This is a genomic window from Sandaracinus amylolyticus (assembly GCF_021631985.1).
In the GTDB taxonomy this organism is placed as follows: Bacteria; Myxococcota_A; Polyangia; order Polyangiales; family Sandaracinaceae; genus Sandaracinus; species Sandaracinus amylolyticus_A.
In genome coordinates this window covers 8,599,541-8,617,071 of record NZ_CP070225.1, presented here as the reverse complement: position 1 = coordinate 8,617,071, position 17,531 = coordinate 8,599,541, and the positions used below count along the sequence as shown (strand labels likewise).

16 protein-coding genes are annotated in these 17,531 nt (G+C 71.6%); 5 read left to right on the top strand and 11 right to left on the bottom strand.

The features are described from left to right. Positions 1–127: 127 nt before the first annotated feature. The 3 genes from I5071_RS36565 to I5071_RS36555 are packed head-to-tail and all read left to right on the top strand — an operon-like array spanning position 128 to position 3,006. Positions 128–1,474 carry a serine/threonine-protein kinase gene (locus I5071_RS36565; protein ID WP_236517992.1) on the top strand — a complete coding sequence of 449 codons (1,347 nt, stop codon included), beginning with the start codon at positions 128–130 and terminating at the stop codon, positions 1,472–1,474. A 54-nt stretch (positions 1,475–1,528) separates the two neighbouring features. Beyond that, positions 1,529–2,560, top strand: a complete 1,032-nt coding sequence (locus I5071_RS36560) for an SMP-30/gluconolactonase/LRE family protein (protein ID WP_236517991.1) — start codon at positions 1,529–1,531, stop codon at positions 2,558–2,560. Further along, positions 2,557–3,006 carry a hypothetical protein gene (locus tag I5071_RS36555; RefSeq protein ID WP_236517990.1) on the top strand — a complete coding sequence of 150 codons (450 nt, stop codon included), beginning with the start codon at positions 2,557–2,559 and terminating at the stop codon, positions 3,004–3,006. The genes I5071_RS36560 and I5071_RS36555 overlap by 4 nt, the downstream gene beginning before the upstream one ends. On the opposite strand, the gene I5071_RS36550 is transcribed toward I5071_RS36555, so the two are convergent. The 11 genes from I5071_RS36550 to I5071_RS36500 form a co-directional block, all read right to left on the bottom strand. Further along, the gene (locus I5071_RS36550) at positions 3,007–4,002 is read right to left on the bottom strand and encodes a tetratricopeptide repeat protein (RefSeq protein ID WP_236517989.1); all 996 of its coding nucleotides are present in this window, start codon (positions 4,000–4,002) and stop codon (positions 3,007–3,009) included. Next, positions 3,999–4,691, bottom strand: coding sequence for an RNA polymerase sigma factor (locus I5071_RS36545; protein WP_236517988.1), 693 nt, complete (start codon positions 4,689–4,691; stop codon positions 3,999–4,001). Before I5071_RS36545 ends, I5071_RS36550 begins: the two co-directional genes overlap by 4 nt. A 116-nt stretch (positions 4,692–4,807) precedes the next feature. Next, complete coding sequence (locus tag I5071_RS36540; RefSeq protein WP_236517987.1) at positions 4,808–5,443, bottom strand: hypothetical protein; 636 nt, start codon at positions 5,441–5,443, stop codon at positions 4,808–4,810. Continuing rightward, positions 5,440–7,122 (bottom strand): S8 family peptidase, encoded by a 1,683-nt coding sequence (locus I5071_RS36535; RefSeq protein ID WP_236517986.1) that lies wholly within the window; start codon positions 7,120–7,122, stop codon positions 5,440–5,442. Before I5071_RS36535 ends, I5071_RS36540 begins: the two co-directional genes overlap by 4 nt. A 299-nt stretch (positions 7,123–7,421) precedes the next feature. Further along, positions 7,422–8,312: a phosphate ABC transporter substrate-binding protein gene (locus I5071_RS36530; protein ID WP_236517985.1), complete on the bottom strand. Its 891-nt coding sequence runs from the start codon at positions 8,310–8,312 to the stop codon at positions 7,422–7,424. 23 nt (positions 8,313–8,335) lie between these two features. Then, complete coding sequence (locus tag I5071_RS36525) at positions 8,336–9,769, bottom strand: porin (protein WP_236517984.1); 1,434 nt, start codon at positions 9,767–9,769, stop codon at positions 8,336–8,338. A 374-nt stretch (positions 9,770–10,143) separates the two neighbouring features. After that, a complete protein-coding gene (pstB, locus tag I5071_RS36520) occupies positions 10,144–10,887 on the bottom strand; it encodes a phosphate ABC transporter ATP-binding protein PstB (RefSeq protein ID WP_236607715.1) in 744 nt (247 codons plus the stop codon). A 64-nt stretch (positions 10,888–10,951) separates the two neighbouring features. Then, positions 10,952–11,857 (bottom strand): phosphate ABC transporter permease PstA, encoded by a 906-nt coding sequence (gene pstA, locus I5071_RS36515; RefSeq protein WP_236517983.1) that lies wholly within the window; start codon positions 11,855–11,857, stop codon positions 10,952–10,954. Further along, positions 11,854–12,945, bottom strand: a complete 1,092-nt coding sequence (gene pstC / locus I5071_RS36510) for a phosphate ABC transporter permease subunit PstC (protein WP_236517982.1) — start codon at positions 12,943–12,945, stop codon at positions 11,854–11,856. The genes pstA and pstC overlap by 4 nt, the downstream gene beginning before the upstream one ends. A gap of 229 nt (positions 12,946–13,174) precedes the next feature. Further along, the gene (locus I5071_RS36505) at positions 13,175–14,206 is read right to left on the bottom strand and encodes a tRNA dihydrouridine synthase (protein ID WP_236517981.1); all 1,032 of its coding nucleotides are present in this window, start codon (positions 14,204–14,206) and stop codon (positions 13,175–13,177) included. 122 nt (positions 14,207–14,328) lie between these two features. Further along, positions 14,329–15,396 carry a hypothetical protein gene (locus I5071_RS36500; protein WP_236517980.1) on the bottom strand — a complete coding sequence of 356 codons (1,068 nt, stop codon included), beginning with the start codon at positions 15,394–15,396 and terminating at the stop codon, positions 14,329–14,331. Positions 15,397–15,490: 94 nt separating this feature from the next. Here I5071_RS36500 and I5071_RS36495 point away from each other — a divergent pair, with 94 nt between their 5' ends. Both I5071_RS36495 and I5071_RS36490 read left to right on the top strand, forming a co-directional pair. Further along, positions 15,491–16,693: a beta-ketoacyl-ACP synthase gene (locus tag I5071_RS36495; RefSeq protein WP_236517979.1), complete on the top strand. Its 1,203-nt coding sequence runs from the start codon at positions 15,491–15,493 to the stop codon at positions 16,691–16,693. Then, the gene (locus I5071_RS36490) at positions 16,690–17,490 is read left to right on the top strand and encodes a beta-ketoacyl synthase chain length factor (protein WP_236517978.1); all 801 of its coding nucleotides are present in this window, start codon (positions 16,690–16,692) and stop codon (positions 17,488–17,490) included. Before I5071_RS36495 ends, I5071_RS36490 begins: the two co-directional genes overlap by 4 nt. Positions 17,491–17,531: the final 41 nt, after the last annotated feature.

Genomic DNA, 17,531 nt, shown 5'->3' with positions numbered 1-17,531 from the left:
AGCCCCGCTTGCGCTCGTTCGTCGGCGCTTTTCAGGTCGGATCGGACCGCGCCGTCGCGGCCACGGCGACGCGAAGACAGAGCTTTGGCGCGGGACCGGAATCCGCGACACTCTCCCCGCCCTCAGGATGAACGGGAAGATCCCGGAGAAGATCGGACGCTACATCGTGGACCGCCTGCTCGGGCAGGGCGCGATGGGCTCCGTCTACCTCGGGCGCGATCCCGCGCTCGATCGCAAGGTCGCGATCAAGACGGTCCGCGACCTCGATCTCGACGAGAAGCACAAGAAGAGCTTCCTCGAGCGCTTCAAGAACGAGGCGCGCGCCGCAGCGCGGCTCTCGCACCCGTCGATCGTCGCGGTCTACGACGTGGGCGAGGAGGACGGGGTCGGGCCCTTCCTGGTGCTCGAGTACGTCCCGGGCTCGACCCTCAAGCACATCCTGCGCAGCCGCGGCGCGCTGCCGCCCGCCGAGGTGATCGACGTCGCGGCGCAGATCGCGGGCGCGATCGACGTCGCGCACGCGGCCGGGATCATCCATCGCGACGTGAAGCCCGACAACATCCTCGTCGCCGAGGACGGGCGCGCGAAGCTCGCGGACTTCGGCGTGGCGCGGGTGCCCGATGCCGCGCTCACGAAGGAAGGTCAGTTCCTCGGCACGCCGTGTTACGCGGCGCCCGAGACGCTCGCGAAGGGCAGCTACTCGGCGCGCAGCGATCTCTTCTCGTTCGCGGCGGTCATCTACGAGCTGGTCAGCGGCGTACGCGCGTTCCCCGGCGACGATGCGATCTCGGTCGCGCACGCGGTGGTGCACGAGACGCCGCCGCCACCGAGCGAAGCGGGCACGCGCTCGCTGCCCAAGCAGGTCGACGCGGTCGTGCTGCGCGGGCTCGCGAAGGATCCCGAGGCCCGCTTCGGCTCGGCGATCGAGATGATCGAGGCGCTCGATCACGCGTTCGTCGAGGCGGGGCTGATCGAAGAGGGCAGCGCGACGATGCCGGCGCGCCCGGCGCGTCGCGGCGGCGGCGCGTGGGTGTTCGGCGGCGTGCTGATCGGCGGCGCGGTGATCGGCATCGCGCTGGTGCTCGGGCTCGGCGGGCTGCCGGCGCTCGGGGTCGGCGAGGACGAGGGCGACGCGGCGATCGAGGACGAGGACGCGGGCCCGGGTGGCGGCATCGTGGTGCGCGCCGCGCGCGAGGCGGGCTCGGAGCTCGATGTCGACGCGGGCATCGTGGTGATCGATGCGGGCGCGACGATCGACGCAGGCGCGACCGGGCGCGACTCGGGCATCGCGGGGATGACGCGGTTCGAGCGCGAGGACGCGGCGAAGGACGCGATCGATCGCGCGCGCGATCACCTCGAGCGGCGGCGCTTCGACGACGCGGAGCGCGAGCTGGCGCGGGCGCGCGAGCTCGACCCCGAGAGCTCGGATCTCGAAGAGGTCGAGGCCGCGCTGCGCTCCGCGCGCGGGCAGTGACGCACGTTCCCGGTGCCAACGCTGGCACTGGCGCGCACCGCTAGACTCTCGTCCATGCTCGACTGGAAAGCACAGCTCGCCCTCGCGGCGATCGGCAGCGTGATGCTCGGCTGCAGCGACGACGACGGACCGCTCGCGCTCGATGGCGGTCCACGCCAGGACGGATCGGCGCCGATCGACGCGACCCTACCGATCGACGCGTTCGTCCCGCCGATCGACGCGTTCACGCCGCTCGACGCGGGCCCGCCGGTCGATCCGCTCGGCGGAACGGTCGAGGCCACGCGCGTCCAGGGCGGCTTCGGGTTCGTCGAAGGCCCGCAGTGGCTCCCCGAGCGCGGCGTGCTGATCTTCAGCGACATCCCGCGCAATCGCATCCATCAGCTCGCGCCCCCGTCGACGATCACCGTGTTCGTCATGCCGAGCGGCGGCTCGAACGGGCTCGCGATCGACGGCGAAGGACGCGTGGTGCGCGCCGAGCACGTCGGACGTCGCGTCGCGCGCGAGGAGAGCGTGGGCAGCACCACCTGGGTCCCGCTCGCGACCGAGATCGAAGGCGACGCACTGAGCTCGCCGAACGATCTGATCGTCGCGCGCGACGGCACGATCTACTTCACCGATCCGCCCTACGGGCTCGAGGGGCGCGCCCAGGAGACCGACTTCCACGGCGTCTACCGCATCGATCCGAGCGGCACGCTGCACGTCGAGGATCGCGGCGCGCTCGACACCCGCCCCAACGGCATCGCGCTCTCGCCCGACGGGTCGCTGCTCTACGTCGCCGACAGCCAGCACGGGCGCATCCGCGTCTTCGACGTCGAGGACGACGGCTCGCTCTCGCCGCCGCGGGTGCTCACCGACGAGACGCCGGGCAGCGACGGCCTGGCGATCGACGTCGCGGGGAACCTCTACGTGACGAGCAGCCGAGGCGTGCTCGTGCTGCGCCCCGACGGCAGCGAGTGGGGCGCGATCGAGATCGACGAGCAGCCCGCGAACTGCGCGTTCGGCGACGCCGATCGCCGCACGCTCTACGTCACCGCGCGCACCGGCCTCTATCGCGTCACCGGTCTCGCGATCGAGGGGCTCCTGTGAAGGCCACGATTCTCGCGACGACGCTCGCGCTCTTCGTCGCGATCACCCCGAGCCTCGCGCGCGCCGATGGCGGCGTCGCGGGCCCACAGCTCCCGTCGGCGCTCGTGCTCATCCCGATCGCACCCGGCGAGGTCACGTTCCTGATCGCCGACATCGTGTACGCCGCCGAGGGCCAGTCGATGCCCGAGGGATGGGCGTTCGCCGAGATCGGCTGGGCCTCGCTGGAGCTCGCGTGGGCCGGCACCTACGCGGCGATGGCCGCCACGTCGGACCACCAGGATCCGTACTTCGACGTGACCTACGTGCTCGGGTTCGCGGCCGCGGGCACGTTCCATCTGGTGCACGCGATCGTCGCGCTGCGCGACGCGATCCACGGCGAGCCCCCGAACCTCGCGCTCGCGATCACGCCGACGCTCGGAGGCATCCGAGTCGCCGGCGTGTTCTGATCAGCGCCCTTCGTCGTCGCCTTCGATCGCGCTCGAGCTCGTCGACGCCAGCTCGGTGAGCCGGGCGCGGATGTCGAGCGCGTGGCGCTCGTGCGGATGCTGGCGGACCCAGCGGCTCCACACGCGCTCCGCCGAGCGCGGCCAGCCCAGCGCCAGGTACACGTGGCCGAGGGCGAGCGTCGCGGCGTTCGCCTCGCTGCGGCGCGGCCAGCGGCGCGACACCGAGCGCAGCACGCGCGTGGCGCGCGCGAGCTCACCGCGCTCGATCAGACGGCGCGCGCCCTCGAGCCGGCGCGACGACGCGTGATCACCCGACTCGACCTCGAGGATCGCGAGCGCTTCCTCGACCGCGACCTCGCGCGGATCGCGGGGCGGCGGCGGGGCCTCGCGAGGCTCGCGCCGCGCATCGATCGCCGCGCTGCGCGGGGTCGCGCCGTGATCGGGATCGCGCGCGATGCGTACCCCGAAGCCCTCGACCGCGACGAACGCGATCAGCGCGCCGAGCGCGATGCCCGCGCTGAGCGTGCCCGCGACGCGCGCGAGGCCGACGCCGCGCAGCGGCTTGCGCTCGATCTGCAGCGCCTGCTGCGGCCCCGGGGTCGCGATCGCGTTCGCGACCCGCGGCCCCTCGGCGAGGGCGCGCTCTTCCTCGGCACGGCGGCGCGCCTCGGCCTCGGCGCGCTCGGTCTCGACGCGCAGCCGATCGGCGGCCGAGGGCGGGCGCAGTCGCTCGCTGCTGCGGCGCATGCGCGCCACCATGACCTTCGCGACCACGTCGTCGACGATCTTCTCGTCGCCTTCGCGCGGCGCGCGCGCCGCATCGAAGTCGGCCATCAGCGTCGACTCGAGCTTCGCCTCGCGATGCGACGCGACCAGCATGCGCGCGCGGCGGGTCTCGGCGGCATCGGGATCACCGCGCCGCGCCACGTCGACCCAGCTCTCGACCGTGCTGCGCTCGGGCGACGGCGTGCTGTTTCCGCGATCCGTGGGCTTCATCGCGCGCCTCCGAGCAGCTCCGCCAGCGCGGGATCCGACTCGATGCGGTGCCGCAGCGACTCGCGCGCGAGCCGCACCCGGCTGCGCACGGTGTTGAGCGGCGCGCCGGTGACCTCGGCGACCTCTTCGAGCGAGAAGCCGAGGCACACCCGCAGCGCGAGCGTCTCGGCCTGCACCTCGGGCAGCTGCTCGAGCAGCCCGCGCAGCGCCTCGCGACGGCGCGAGGCCTCGCCGTCGTCCTCGCCGATCGCGGCGAGCGCGTCGATCTCCTCGACGAGCGCGACCTGCTGGCGGTAGCGCTGCGCGCGCTTGCGGCGCTCGAGGCAGAGGCGCAGCGCGATGCGGCTCGCGTAGCGGGTGATGCTGCTGCGCCCTTCGAACGCCGGCAGCGCGTCGACGACCGCCATCATCGACTCCTGCAGCGCGTCGTCGCGGTCGGGGTGGCCGACGCCGAGCACCGCGCGCACGACCGCGAGCAGGGTGGGCGCCAGATCGCGGAGCAGCGCCTCGAGGGCGTCGCTGTCGCCCGCCATCGCCGCGAACGCGAGCACCGTCGAGGGATCACGCGCTCGCATGCCGGACTCGGTGCGCTCGCGTGGCGGGAACGCGCGCTCTCGTGCGCCGTCGCCCGCGCCCTCGTCGATGACCCGCAGAAGCCCCGAGTCGCTCATGCCGCCGTCCTGCTTCACCCGCGGGGAGCTCCCGGGGCGACACTCTAGGGGATGCACACCGGCCCGAGCGATCACTCGGGGCCGGATGACCTCGCTTTTTCGTGAGAGACCGCCGTACATCCCCATGTACCTCCTCACATCGTGGGTGTCGACTCCGAGCACTCACCGCCGTCCCCGCCGCCGATGCACACGCCGTCGACGCAGCGCGCGCCCCCCGGCCCCACGCAGTCCTCGTCACCGCGGCACACGCACTCGCCGAGCACCGCGTCGCACCACGGCGCGCCCGGTCGCGTGCACTGCACGTCGCTCTCGCAGCCCTCGCTGCACGATCCGCCGCGGCACGTCGCGCCGCCCTCGACGCAGACCCGCACCGCCGCGCCACCGGCGATCGGCGCGAGCTCGACCTCCATCCCGAAGCCGTCGCAGGCGACGCCCGGGTCCTGCACCCACGCGCATCGCCCCACGCCGCCGCCGGGATCGACGCAGACCTCGCCCACCGCGCAGTCGTCGTCGCTGCCGCAGATCGAGCGCGTGGTGCCGCACTCGAGATCGACGGTGCAGCGATCGCGCAGCGCCCATCCGACGCAGCGCCCCGCGACACAACGGGTGCCCGGTGAGCACGCCGCGTCGTCGTCGCAGATCGGAGCGCACGCGAGCGCGCCGCCAGCGCGGCGCGAGCCACCCGAGAGCGCAGCGCTCTCGCACGCCGAGGCGGCGATCACGAGCGTGATCGCCGCCACGATGCGAGCGCCGTGGGCCGCGCTCTTCACGGCCTCCCGATCCACAGCTCGTAGCTGCCCGAGCCGGAGTACGCGTGCACCTGGTACGTGAAGTAGCCGGCGCTCGCGGTGTGGGTGATCTGCTCGGTCGACTGCGGGCTCAGCGAGCTCGCGACCTCGGTCCACGCGCTGCCGTTCCACTGGTAGAGGCGCACGTCGAAGTCGGTGCCCTCGGGGCCGCGGAGGATCGCGCGGTGGGTGCCCGCGCCCGCCTCGAAGTACGTGCCGCCCGGCTGGGTCTGGCGCTGGCCCGCGGAGAGCGTGCCGGTGAAGCGCTCGCATCCGCTGCACGGCGTGCCGGGATCGGGCTCCGGCTCGGGATCGGGATCCGGCTCGGGATCGGGATCCGGCATCGTGCCGCCGCCGCTGAGACGACGCACCGAGAGGAGCACGTTCGGCGAGCCCCGGAGGTCACCGATCTTGCCGTTCACCGCGCCCGCGAGGAGGGTCGCGATCACGTCGGCGGGCGTCGCCGCGCGGTTCACGCCGAGCACGAGCGCAGCCACACCCGCGACGTGCGGAGACGCCATCGAGGTGCCGCTCATCGAGGTGCTCGCCGTGTCCGACGACGTCCCCGCCGACGTGATCGCCTGGCCGGGCGCGAAGAGATCGACACAACGACCGAAGTTCGAGAACGACGCGCGCACGTCGCGCGAGGTCGAGGCCGCGACGGTGATCGCGCTGGGCGCGCGCGCGGGCGAGACGTTGCACGCGTCCTGCGACTCGTTGCCTGCGGCGACGACCACGGTCACGCCCGCGCCCGTCGTGTTGCTGATGCCGCGATCGCTCGCCGACGACGCAGGACCGCCGAGGCTCATGTTCACGACCGCAGGCCCGCTGCGCGAGCGCACGATCCAGTCGAGGCCGCTGAGGATGCCGGAGCTCGAGCCGCTTCCGCTGCATCCGAACACGCGCACCGGGACGACCAGCGCTTCCTTCGCGACGCCCCACGTCGTGCCCGCGACGGTGCCCGCGACGTGCGTGCCGTGCCCGTTGCAGTCGCCGGTGCCGCGACCGTCGTCGACGTAGCTCGCGCCGGCGCGCACGCGGCCCGTGAAGTCGCGATGGGTATCGCGCAGGCCCGAGTCGACGATGTACGCGGTGACGCCCGAGCCCGTCGAGTTGTACGTGTAGCCGCGATCGAGCGGCAGATCGTCCTGGTCGAGGCGATCGAGCCCCCACGTCGCGTTCGACTGCGTCGCGTAGAGCCGGATGATCTCGTCCTGCTCGACGACGTCGACGCGCGCGTCGTGACGAAGGCTGTCGACGCTCGTCGCGCTCGCGCCCTCGACGACGAAGCCGTCGATGATGCCGATCGTGTGCACGAACGAGACGCCGTTGTCGGCGGCGACGTCGCGCGCGCGGTCCTCGAGCATCTCGGGGTCGTGCATGACCGCGGTGCCCGGCGCGAGCTCGTCGCCGGGAAGGCGCGGCTCGAGCGGTGCGCGCGCGATCTCCGCGTCGAGCCACTCGCGATCGAGCATCACGATGTAGCGGCCTTCGATCGGCCCGACCTCCATCGAGTCGACGTCGAGCGCGCCTGGCAGCAGCTCGCTCTCGATCGATGCGGGCACGTCGTCGCCCGTGTCGTCGATCGTGTCGCCCGCGGGCGCGACACAGCCTCCGAGCGCGGCGGCGCAGAGCACCACCGCGCGCATCGTCTTCGACATGCGCTCCTCCTCGCCTTCCCGCGCGATGCCTCGTGCATCGCAGCCCCGGCGTGTTGTGGACGACCCTCTAGGGGCCGAGCGCGCCGCGAAGTGATCAACGCACCGGCGAGATCGGTGTCAGGGTGTGGGCCATTGAACGCGAAGAGCCGACGCGCCCATCGGCACGTCGGCTCCTTCTCTCTCGATGCTCGAGATCGCTCGAGGACTGTCGAAACATCGGCTCGCCCGCCGGTCCCTACCGTCCGCGCGCTTCGCGCGCTCCCGTCCGGGACCTGCGGGACGAGCACTCCTGCAACGAGTCAGCTCGAGGGCAGCGGATAGAACCCCGCCTGCTGCACCAGCGCCTGACCGTCGGGCGAACGCACCCAGTCGAGGAATTCGCGCGACGTGCCGCTCGGCTCGCCGCGCGTGATCATCAACAAGAAGCGCGCGAGCGGATAACGACCCGACGTCGCGTTCTCCATCGTCGGCTCGACGGGCTGGCCGTCCTCGCCCGCGATCGCGACGGTGCGCACGCCCGATGCGTAGCCGATGCCGCCGTAGCCGATGCCACCGGCGTCGCGCGACACCGCGTTGATCACCGCGGCGGTGCCGGGGAGCGTCTGCGCGGTCGCCGCGAAGTCGGCGTCGTCGAGCACGTGCTCCTTGAAGTACGCGTAGGTGCCCGAGTTGTTCTCGCGGCTGTAGAGCACGATCGGACGATCGGGCCCGCCCACCGCGGACCAGTTCGTGATCTGCCCGCGATAGATCTGCGCGAGCTGATCCATCGTGAGCGACTGCACCGGGTTGTCCTGGTGCACGTAGACCGCGAGCGCGTCGAGCGCGACGCGCGTCTCGGTCGGAGGCACGCCGTTCTGCGTGAGCTGCGCGCGCTCGGACTCGCGCAGCGGACGGCTCGCGTTCGCGATGTCGGTCGTGCCGTTGAGCAGCGCCGCGATGCCGGTGCCGCTGCCGCCGCCCGAGACCTCGACGGCGTTGCCCGGATGGCTCCGCGAATAGCCCTCGGCCCAACGCTGCGCGAGCACGACCATCGTGTCCGAGCCCTTCAGGCTGAGGCGCGCGCCGGCGCCGGTGCCTTCGGTGGACGCGCCTTCTTCGCCGCGACCGCGATCACGATGACCACCGCTGCACGCGGAGAGCGCGAGAGCGAGCACGCACGCGCTCGCGAGAGAGACGTTGAGAGCACGCATCGTTTCGATCCTCCCGAGCCCAATCAGAAGAAGAGCTGCGCCTGCAGGCGCACCTGATGACGCTCCGCGCGCGGGTCGTCGCCGAAGTAGTAGAAGTAGTCGAGCTGCACCTTCAGAGCGTGCTGCGCGATGTAGTAGCTGACCGCGCCGCCGACCTCGCGCAGCAAGAAGAAGTTGGCACCGGGATCGTTCTGATCGAGCGGGCGCGTCTCGCCGTAGCGTGCTGCGAGCTCGAGCGGGATCGGCGGGAGCACGTAGCCGGCCTGCGCGAGCCAACCCCACGCCGAGCGGCTGTACTCGGTCACTTCCTCGCCGTCGACGATGCCGGTCGCCGAGGGCTGGTTCGCCTCGCGGTACATGACCTCCGAGAGGACCGAGAAGCCCGCCCACTTGAAGTGCATGTCGGCGCCGAGGTGCAGATAGTCGAAGCGCGCGACCTGCAGCACGTTCTCGTGGGTGCTGCGCGCGCGGTTCGAGTCGATGTTGTACGCAGCGCTCGCGCCGATCGAGAGACGCGGCTGCATGCTGCGCGAGAGGTCGCCCTCGGACAGGTGATCGAACGAGCCGAACGGATTCACGCGCACCATGCCGGCGAGGAGCGCCGAGTCGAGGCCACCGAAGCGATTGCGGCCGCGACCACCGAAGATGCCGGCCTGGTATTGCAGGAGGCCGTTGAGGCCGAGGAAATCCTCCGAGATCAGCGTGACGCCGATGTCACGGTCGAGGTTCAGCTCGGCGACGACGGTCGAGCGATCGACGAACTGCAAGGCCGACGACGAGACCACGCGCTGCAGGCCGTAGGGCACCTTCATCTGGCCGAAGCGCACGCCGATGTCGCGATGCGCCTGCCAGTTCAGATACGCGTCGCGGACCGGCACGAGCAGGTCGCGCTCCATGTCGCGCGGCGAGAAGCCGAGCTGGATGTAGTAGCGGAGGTCGCGCGTCAGCACGTGGCCCGCGAACACCAGGCGCATGCGGCGGATCTGGAAGTCGAGCGCCCAGTGCTCGTCGGCGCCCGCGTCGATCGCGGTCTGGGTCGCGTGGGCGAGCGCGGTCTGGATCTGCACGCGCGCGCGGAGCTGGAGCGAGAACGCGTCACCGGTCGAGATCTGCACGCCGCGGCCGAGCTCGGCGGTGACGGTGACCTCGGGCGCCTCCGCTTCGGGCGGCGACTCTTCTTCTTCCTCGGCCACCTCGAGCGCCTCGGCGTCCGAGGGCGGCGTCGTGGGCTCGTTGGGGGTGGGCGCGCTCTCCACGGGCTCGGTGCTGCCCTCGGGCGGAGGCGGGATCTCCTCGGGCGGGGGCTCGGTGTCGGGGGCGACCGGTGTGGCCTCGGCCTCGGTCGACACATCGGTGTCGCTCTCTTGCGCCGCTGCCGGTGCGATCCCGACGACGAAGGGGATCGTGATCGCCGCGATCGCGACGAGCTCGACCACCATGCTCCTCTGCCGTGACATCCGTGAACCTCCCGCGACGAGCTGGGCTCGTTTGCGCGGCTTCGTACTCGCGTTGCGTGTCGCGTACGTGACGACGCCGCGACGGAGCGGACAATCGGTGACGCGCACCGTGCCCGATGGCCCTCGTGACGCGCGCGCGTCACATGGCCGTCACGCGATCGGCGCGCCGAGATGCGCCCCTTCGTCGGGCTCGTGACGCAACGATCGTGCAGCCGACGATGCATGGGGTAGGACGTCGGCCCCTCGCGCAGGGGGAACAGCCCTCGGCTCGAGACATCGCCGACGATGTCACCCGCACCCGAACGTCAGCCGAACCACGCGCGCCGAGCACGAGCAAGCGGGGCAGGGGCCCCGATCCCTCCCGCGAGCTCGGCTCAGCCGAAGCGACCGGTGATGTAGTCCTCGGTCCGCTGCTCGCGCGGCTTCGTGAACATGCGCTTGGTCTCGCCGTACTCGACGAGCTCGCCCATGTAGAAGAACGCGGTGAAGTCGCTGACGCGCGCCGCCTGCTGCATCGAGTGCGTGACGATCACGATCGTGTAGCGCTCGCGCAGCTCGCGGATGAGCTCTTCGATGCGCGCGGTCGCGATCGGATCGAGCGCCGACGCGGGCTCGTCCATCAGGATGACCTCGGGCTCCACCGCGAGCGCGCGCGCGATGCACAGACGCTGCTGCTGACCGCCCGAGAGCGCGAGCGCGGAGCTGTCGAGGCGATCCTTCACCTCGTCCCAGATCGCCGCGTTGCGGAGGCTCTTCTCGACCTTCTCGTCGAGCACGCGCGTGTTCTTCTCGCCCGCGATCCGCAGCCCGAACGCGACGTTCTCGTAGATGCTCTTGGGGAACGGGTTCGACTTCTGGAACACCATCCCGACGCGGCGCCGCACCTCGACCGGATCGACGCCGCGCGCGTACACGTCCTGCCCGTCGAGCACGACCTTGCCCTCGACGCGCGTGCCCGAGATCAGATCGTTCATGCGGTTGAGCGTCCGCAGGAACGTCGACTTGCCGCAGCCCGAGGGACCGATCAGCGCGGTCACCTCGTTGCGCAGCACCGGCAGCGAGACGCTCTTGATCGCGGGCTTCGCGCCGTAGAAGACGCTCAGCTCGGTCGCCTGCATCTTGATCGCCTCGGGCGCCGGCGGCGTCCACGACGACGTGCTCGGGGGCATCGGCGAGGTCTGTTCAGGCATAGGTCTTCGAGCGCGTGCGGATGCGCAGCACGATCGCGATCAGGTTGAGCGCGAACGTGAGCGCGAGCAGCACCGCGACGGTCGCGAAGAGCGTGGGCCGCGCGAGATCGACGTTCGGCGACTGCGTCGAGAGCGCGAACACGTGGTAGCCGAGGTGCATGTACATGTCGCGCAGATCGGTCGGCAGGTACGGCAGGAAGTTCGCCGCGCCCGTGAAGATGATCGGCGCGACCTCGCCCGCACCGCGGCTCACGGCGAGCACCACGCCGGTGAGGATGCCGCCCGTCGCGTTCGGCAGCACCACGCGCCAGATCGTCTGGAAGCGCGTCGCGCCGAGGCCCATCGACGCGAGCCGCAGATCGTGGGGCACCGCGCGCAGCGCTTCCTCGGTGGTCACGATCACGACCGGCAGCGTGAGCACCGCGAGCGTGAGCGCCGACCAGATCACCGCAGGCTGGCCCCACACCGGCGGCCCGCCGTCGTCACCGTAGATCGCGCTGTCGAGCCCGCGCCCGATGAAGAGCACGAAGAAGCCGAGCCCGAAGAGGCCGAACACGATCGACGGCACGCCCGCGAGGTTGTGCACCGCGGCGCGCACCATCTTCGCGAGCACGCCGGCGCGCGACGCGTACTCCGAGAGGTAGATCCCGGTCGCGACGCCGATCGGCACCACCGCGATCGTCATCAGCAGCGTCAGCAGCATCGTGCCGAAGATCGCGGGCCAGATGCCGCCGCCGACGAGATCCGAGCTCGGCGCCTCGCTGAGGAAGCCCGCGTCGATGCGCGGCACGCCCTCCACCATCACCGGCCCGAGGATCGCGAGGAGCGCGCCGATCAGGATCGCGAGCGCGAGCGCCGAGAGGCCCGCGAGCACCCAGTCCGCCGTGCCGTACCTCATTGCTCGCCGCCCGCCGTGAGGCGCTTGTGCAGTCGCTCGACGACGACGACCGCGAAGCGGTTGAGCACGAACGTGACGACGAAGAGCATCGCGCCGAGCAGGAAGAGCACGCGCCAGTGCGCGTCGCCCTGGGCGACCTCGCCGAGCTCGCTCGCGATCGTCGCGGTCACGGTGCGCGCGCTCGTCGTCGGGTCGAAGATCTCCATGACCGCGGCGTTGCCCGACGCCATGAGCACGACCATCGTCTCGCCGATCGCGCGGCCGAAGCCGAGGATGATCGCGGCCGCGATTCCGGGGAGCGCCGCGGGCAGCACGACCCGCAGCACGACCTGGTGCTTGCGCGCGCCGAGCGCGAGCGCCGCGGCCTCGTAGTGCTTGGGCACCGACGTGAGCGCGTCCTCGGCGACCGTGAACACGACCGGTGCGATCGCGAGGCCCAGCGCGATGCCCGCGACGATCGCGTTGAGCCGGTAGGTGAGCCCGAACGCGTCCTGCACGAGCGTCGCGAGGATCATCAGGGCGAAGAACCCGAGCACGACCGAGGGCACGCTCGCGAGCAGCTCGACCGCGGGCTTGAGCACGTCGCGCCAGCGCGGCGAGACGTACTGCGACACGAACACCGCCGCGAGCACCGCGAGCGGCACCGCGAAGACCATCCCGACGAAGGTGATCTTCAGCGTGCCGACGAAGAGCGGGACGATGTTGTACTTCGGGGTCCCGCCGACCGGCTGCCACACGTAGACCGCTTCCTCGTAGCCCGGCCACTGGCGCGGCACGAAGAGCGAGAGCAGCCCCGAGATCTCTTCCTGGGCCTCGGGCTCGAAGAAGATCGGGATCGCTTCCTTGGCGACGAAGATGAAGATCAGCGCGATCGCCGCGACCGCGACCGTCGCGAGCACGAGGATCACGCGCTCGGCGATGCGGTCGAGCAGGGGCGCGCGGTAGCCGCGCCCGAGCGGCGGCTTCGGGGTCATCGTCGCGACGTCGGGCGCGCGCGCCGGGGCCGCAGCGGCGATGGCCCCGGGCGGTGCCGGCGGCGCCACGGCGGTGGACGTCGCGACGATCGCCTCGTCCCGCGACTGGCTCACGAGGCCTCCCACGAGAGGACGCCGGGGATGCATGCGGGCGTGGACATCGACGCGCGGCCCTCTCCTACCGGACCTCTGTGACAGGCATGTGACAGCGCCGGATCCGACCCGTGTCGGGCTGGGAGGAAGTGACGAACATCGCGTTCGAGCCCGCGCGAGTGCGCGAGTCGTGCCTAGTCCGCGCCGCGCGGAGCCCACGCGGGGAACGTCACCGAGCCTGGCCCCCGGATCAGGCGGCCGCGGCCGGCGAGCCGGTGCGGGCGCGCTGCTCGAGGCGCTCGAAGAGCGCGAGCACGCCCTCGAGGGTCTCGGTGGTGTTCAGCTCGCGACGGGCGACTGCGCCCCCGTGCACCCCGTGCAAGTAGCCCGGGTAATAACGCCGCATCGCGCGCACGGCGCGCGCCTCACCGCGCTCGGCCACCATCGCGAGCAGGTGCTCGCGACAGGTCGCGAAACGCTCGTCGATCGTGGGGGCCGCCACGGTCTCCCCGCGATCCAGGCGAGCCCGGACCTCGCGGAAGATCCAGGGATGGTCGATCGCGTGACGACCGATCATCACGCCCTCGCACCCGGTGTCGCGCACCGCGCGCTCGGCGTCGTCCGCGCTCTTCACGTCGCCGTTGACCAGCACCGGCATCGACACGACCTCGCGCACCCGACGCGCCCAGCTCCAGTCCGCCTGGCCCGAGTGGCCCATGCGAGCGGTGCGGCAGTGCAGCGTCAGCGCGCGCACTCCCACGTCTTCCAATCGACGCGCGAGATCGAGGATCGGCATGTCGCCCACGATCATCCCGGTGCCCGCGTGGACCTCGCCCTCGTACCCGATGCGCGTCTTCACGGTCACCGGCAGCGACACGCGCTGCACGAGCATCTTCGCCATCGCGACCATCGCGTCGGGATCGCGCAGCCATCCCGCGCCCGCGCCACGACGCGCGATCTTCGGGACCCAGCACCCGCAATTCACGTCGATCCACACCGGCTGCGCGCGCTCGGCGACCTCGGCCGCTTCGGCGAGGCGGTCGGCATCGGCGCCGTAGATCTGGATGACGGTCGGGTGATCGTGCGGCTCGAGATCGATCTTGTGCGCCGCGTTCTTGCACCCGCGGAGCAGCCCCTCGACGTTCACGAACTCCGTGAAGCAGAGGTCCGCGCCGCGATCGCGACAGATCTTGCGGAACACCGCATCCGTCACGTCCTCCATCGGCGCGAGGATGGCGGGCTTGGACCGGAAGTAGGCGTCGAAGTCGAACTGCGCGGACATGGGAGCCCGTGTTTGTGAAGCAGAGCGGGGCGGGCGTCGAGCGCGCCCGTGAAAAGCGAAACGGGGGACCGGCTCGCGCCGATCCCCCGCCTCGTCGTGCGCCTCTCGCGAGACGCTCGGGCTCAGCCGCCCGAGAGCTGCGCCTCGACGCCACCGAAGAGGATGCCGACCGAGAGCGACTCGCAGGTGAGCGGGTCGTCCGCGGTGGGCTCGAGATCCGCCACGCCGCCGAGCACGGTGAGGACCGTGTCGCCGAGGCCGGCCATGATCTCCTCGGCCGCCTCCGCGATCTCCTCCACGCGCACCGAGCCACCGATCGCGCCGTTCGCCAGCGCGGTCGGGGTGATGTTCGCGCGGACCTGCGCGTCGCGGATGTTGAGGTCGAGCGACACGTCGCCCGTGTTGATCGCGAGCGTGAGGAGGTCGGTCTCCACGCGCAGGCGGCCGTTCACGATCGAGCCGGTCTGCACGCTGCCGATCGCCGTGCCCTCGAAGGTCTGGCCGGGCGCGAGCGCCGAGCCCGAGACCATCGGCGCGCCGCCGCCGGGCACGCTGCCGAGGTAGAGCTGCACCTGGACGCTCGAGTCGTTGGTGTAGCTGTTGACGTCGCGGACCTGCATCATGATCAGGAGGCTGCCCTCGGTGATCTGCTCCGCGAGGGTCGCGTCGAGATCGCCGTCGCCGAGCAGCGAGCCGATCGTGTCGACGAGGCCGCCGAGCGCGTTGTCGACGCCGCTCTCGCCGGGGTCGTTCGACGAGGTGTAGTCGGGCGAGCGGTCGACGCAGGTCGCGCCGGTCGGCGAGCCATCCGAGTCCACGCCATCGAGGTTGAAGCCCGGGGCGGGCTCGTTGTGGCGCTGGGACGTCATCGGGATGGAGATCGTCGAGACCACGTAGGTGTGTGTCACGGGATCCATCGTGTCGTCGCCGCCGTCGTCACCACCGCAGGCGACCAGGCTCATCGACGAGCCCGCGAGTGCAGCGCACCAAGCCAACTTCTTCCAGTCCATCCCCATGTGCCTCCTGATGAGAGCCACGAACGCGGCGCCACGGGATCGGGTCCCGTAAGCCGGCGGCGCTTGTAACACAGCGCCGTTTTCGCGTTCAAGAAGCGCGAGCCTAACATTCGACGGGTTTTCTCCGCGCCCCCCGCGCGTGCGATTCCGCCACGGCATCGCACCCTTGAACACGCGGCCTTCGGCGCGCGTCCTCCCCGGCTGCAGACGCGCGCGGCGTGTCGCGCTTGAACCCCCGCAACGTGCTGATATAAGGGGCATTCCGTCGATGGGCTTCACGCCTCTCCCCATCACCGCCTGGAGCGCCGTCAACGCGCTGGGCACCACGACGCGCGACGTGCTGGCCAGCCTCGACGCGGGCAGGACCGGTCTGGCGCCGCCGCCCTTCGAGCTGCCGTTCACGACGTACGTGGGCGCCACGCCGGACCCGCTCCCCGCGCTCCCGCCTGGACAGGAGGCGTACGACTGCCGCCTCGCGCGGCTCGGCATGCTCGCGCTCCACGACGTGAAGGACGCGGTCGATCGCTCGATCGCGCGCTGGGGCGCGCGGCGCGTCGCGATCCTGATCGGGACCAGCACCGGTGGTCTCGATGCGACCGAGCTCGCGTTCCGGCACTGGGTCGCGGAAGGTCGCCTGCCCGAGAGCTTCTCGCTGCGCACCCAGCACGGCTTCGATGCGCTCGGCGAGCTCTACGCGCGCGTGACCGGCATCGAAGGTCCGACCTACGTCGTGAGCACCGCGTGCTCGTCGAGCGGCAAGGTGCACGCGTCCGCGGCGCGGCTCATCCGCTCGGGCCTCGTCGATGCGGCGCTGGTCGGCGGCATCGACTCGCTGTGCCGGATGACGCTGCACGGCTTCAAGGGCCTCGGGATCCTCAGCGAGCAGCGGTGCCGCCCGTTCGCGAAGGGCCGCGACGGCATCAACATCGGCGAGGGCGCCGCGCTCATGCTCCTCGAGCGCGACGACGCGCACCAAGAGCCCGATCCGCTGCGCGTGCACCTGCTGGGCGTCGGCGAGTCGAGCGACGCGTACAACATGAGCTCGCCCGAGCCGCAGGGGCGCGGCGCGCGCGAGGCGATGGAGCGCGCGATGGAGCAGGCCGGGATGCGCGCCGAGGACGTCGATCACGTCAACGCGCACGGCACCGCGACGCAGCAGAACGACATGGCGGAGTCGATCGCGATCGCGTCGCTCTTCGGCGATCGCGTGCCGGTCGTGTCGACCAAGGGCTACACCGGCCATCTGCTCGGCGCCGCGGGCGCGACCGAGGGCGTGTTCGCGATCCATGCGCTGCGCACCCAGCGGCTCCCGCGCGCGCTCGGCTCGGAGGAGCTCGATCCCGAGATCCGCATCCAGGTGCCGCTCGATGGGCCGGAGCGGCGCGTCAAGCGCGTGCTGAGCAGCTCGTTCGCGTTCGGCGGCAGCAACGTGTGCCTCGCGCTCGGCATCCCGATGGAGCGCGCGTCGTGAGGCCGCTCTACCTCACCGGGATCTCGCTGTGGTCGCCGGGGTTCCGCGATCTGCGGGCGTTCGTCGACGATGCGCGCGACGCGAGCGTGATCGACTGCAGCGCGCGCTGGGTGCCGTCGCGGCTGGCGCGCGGGACCTCGCGCCTCACGCGCATGCTCGGTGAAGCCGCCGCGAGCGCGTGCGAAGCGGGAGGCGCCGATCCCAGGACGGTCTCGACGATCTACACGTCGGGCTACGGCGAGATCGAGACGATGATCGTCCAGCTGCAGACGATCTTCGCGGGCGACGGACAGCTCTCACCGATGCGCTTCAAGAACAGCGTGCACAACTCGGCGAGCGGCCTCGGCTCGATCGGTCAGGGCAACCAGGCGTTCTCGACGGCGATCGCCGCGGGCGATCGCAGCGTCGAGGCGGCGATGATCGAGACCTGGACGCTGCTCGACGAGCGCGGCGGCGATGCGGTGATCAGCGCCGCCGACGACGCGCTGCCCGCACCGCTCGATGCGCAGTGCGCACGCGAGGGGCTCGCGATCGGGCTCTGCATCGCGAGCGAGCAGCCCGAAGCAGGCGCGCTCGCGATGCTCGACGGGCTGCGCATGGACGACGAGACGCCCCCGCTGCCCGAGGCGTTCCGCGGCCGCGCGCTCTCGCGCGAGCTCGCGACGAACCCGGTCGCGACGCTGCTCCCGCTGATCGACGCGGTGCTCGAGCGTCGCGAGGGGCGCGTGCCGCTCGCGTTCGGCGTGGCGCGCCCGTGGTCGATCCGCGTGCGCCCGCTCGCGGCCGTGCGTACGTGAGACGAATTCGCGAAGAAAGAATCGGCTCGCCGCTCCGGTTT

What these genes read in the sequence shown, in the direction of transcription:
- I5071_RS36565 (WP_236517992.1), top strand. Translation starts at nt 128, where the DNA reads ATGAACGGGAAGATCCCGGAGAAGATCGGACGCTACATCGTGGACCGC.
- I5071_RS36560 (WP_236517991.1), top strand. Translation starts at nt 1,529, where the DNA reads ATGCTCGACTGGAAAGCACAGCTCGCCCTCGCGGCGATCGGCAGCGTG.
- I5071_RS36550 (WP_236517989.1), bottom strand. Translation starts at nt 4,002, where the DNA reads ATGAAGCCCACGGATCGCGGAAACAGCACGCCGTCGCCCGAGCGCAGC.
- I5071_RS36535 (WP_236517986.1), bottom strand. Translation starts at nt 7,122, where the DNA reads ATGTCGAAGACGATGCGCGCGGTGGTGCTCTGCGCCGCCGCGCTCGGA.
- I5071_RS36530 (WP_236517985.1), bottom strand. Translation starts at nt 8,312, where the DNA reads ATGCGTGCTCTCAACGTCTCTCTCGCGAGCGCGTGCGTGCTCGCTCTC.
- I5071_RS36525 (WP_236517984.1), bottom strand. Translation starts at nt 9,769, where the DNA reads ATGTCACGGCAGAGGAGCATGGTGGTCGAGCTCGTCGCGATCGCGGCG.
- pstB (WP_236607715.1), bottom strand. Translation starts at nt 10,887, where the DNA reads ATGCAGGCGACCGAGCTGAGCGTCTTCTACGGCGCGAAGCCCGCGATC.
- pstA (WP_236517983.1), bottom strand. Translation starts at nt 11,857, where the DNA reads ATGAGGTACGGCACGGCGGACTGGGTGCTCGCGGGCCTCTCGGCGCTC.
- I5071_RS36505 (WP_236517981.1), bottom strand. Translation starts at nt 14,206, where the DNA reads ATGTCCGCGCAGTTCGACTTCGACGCCTACTTCCGGTCCAAGCCCGCC.
- I5071_RS36495 (WP_236517979.1), top strand. Translation starts at nt 15,491, where the DNA reads ATGGGCTTCACGCCTCTCCCCATCACCGCCTGGAGCGCCGTCAACGCG.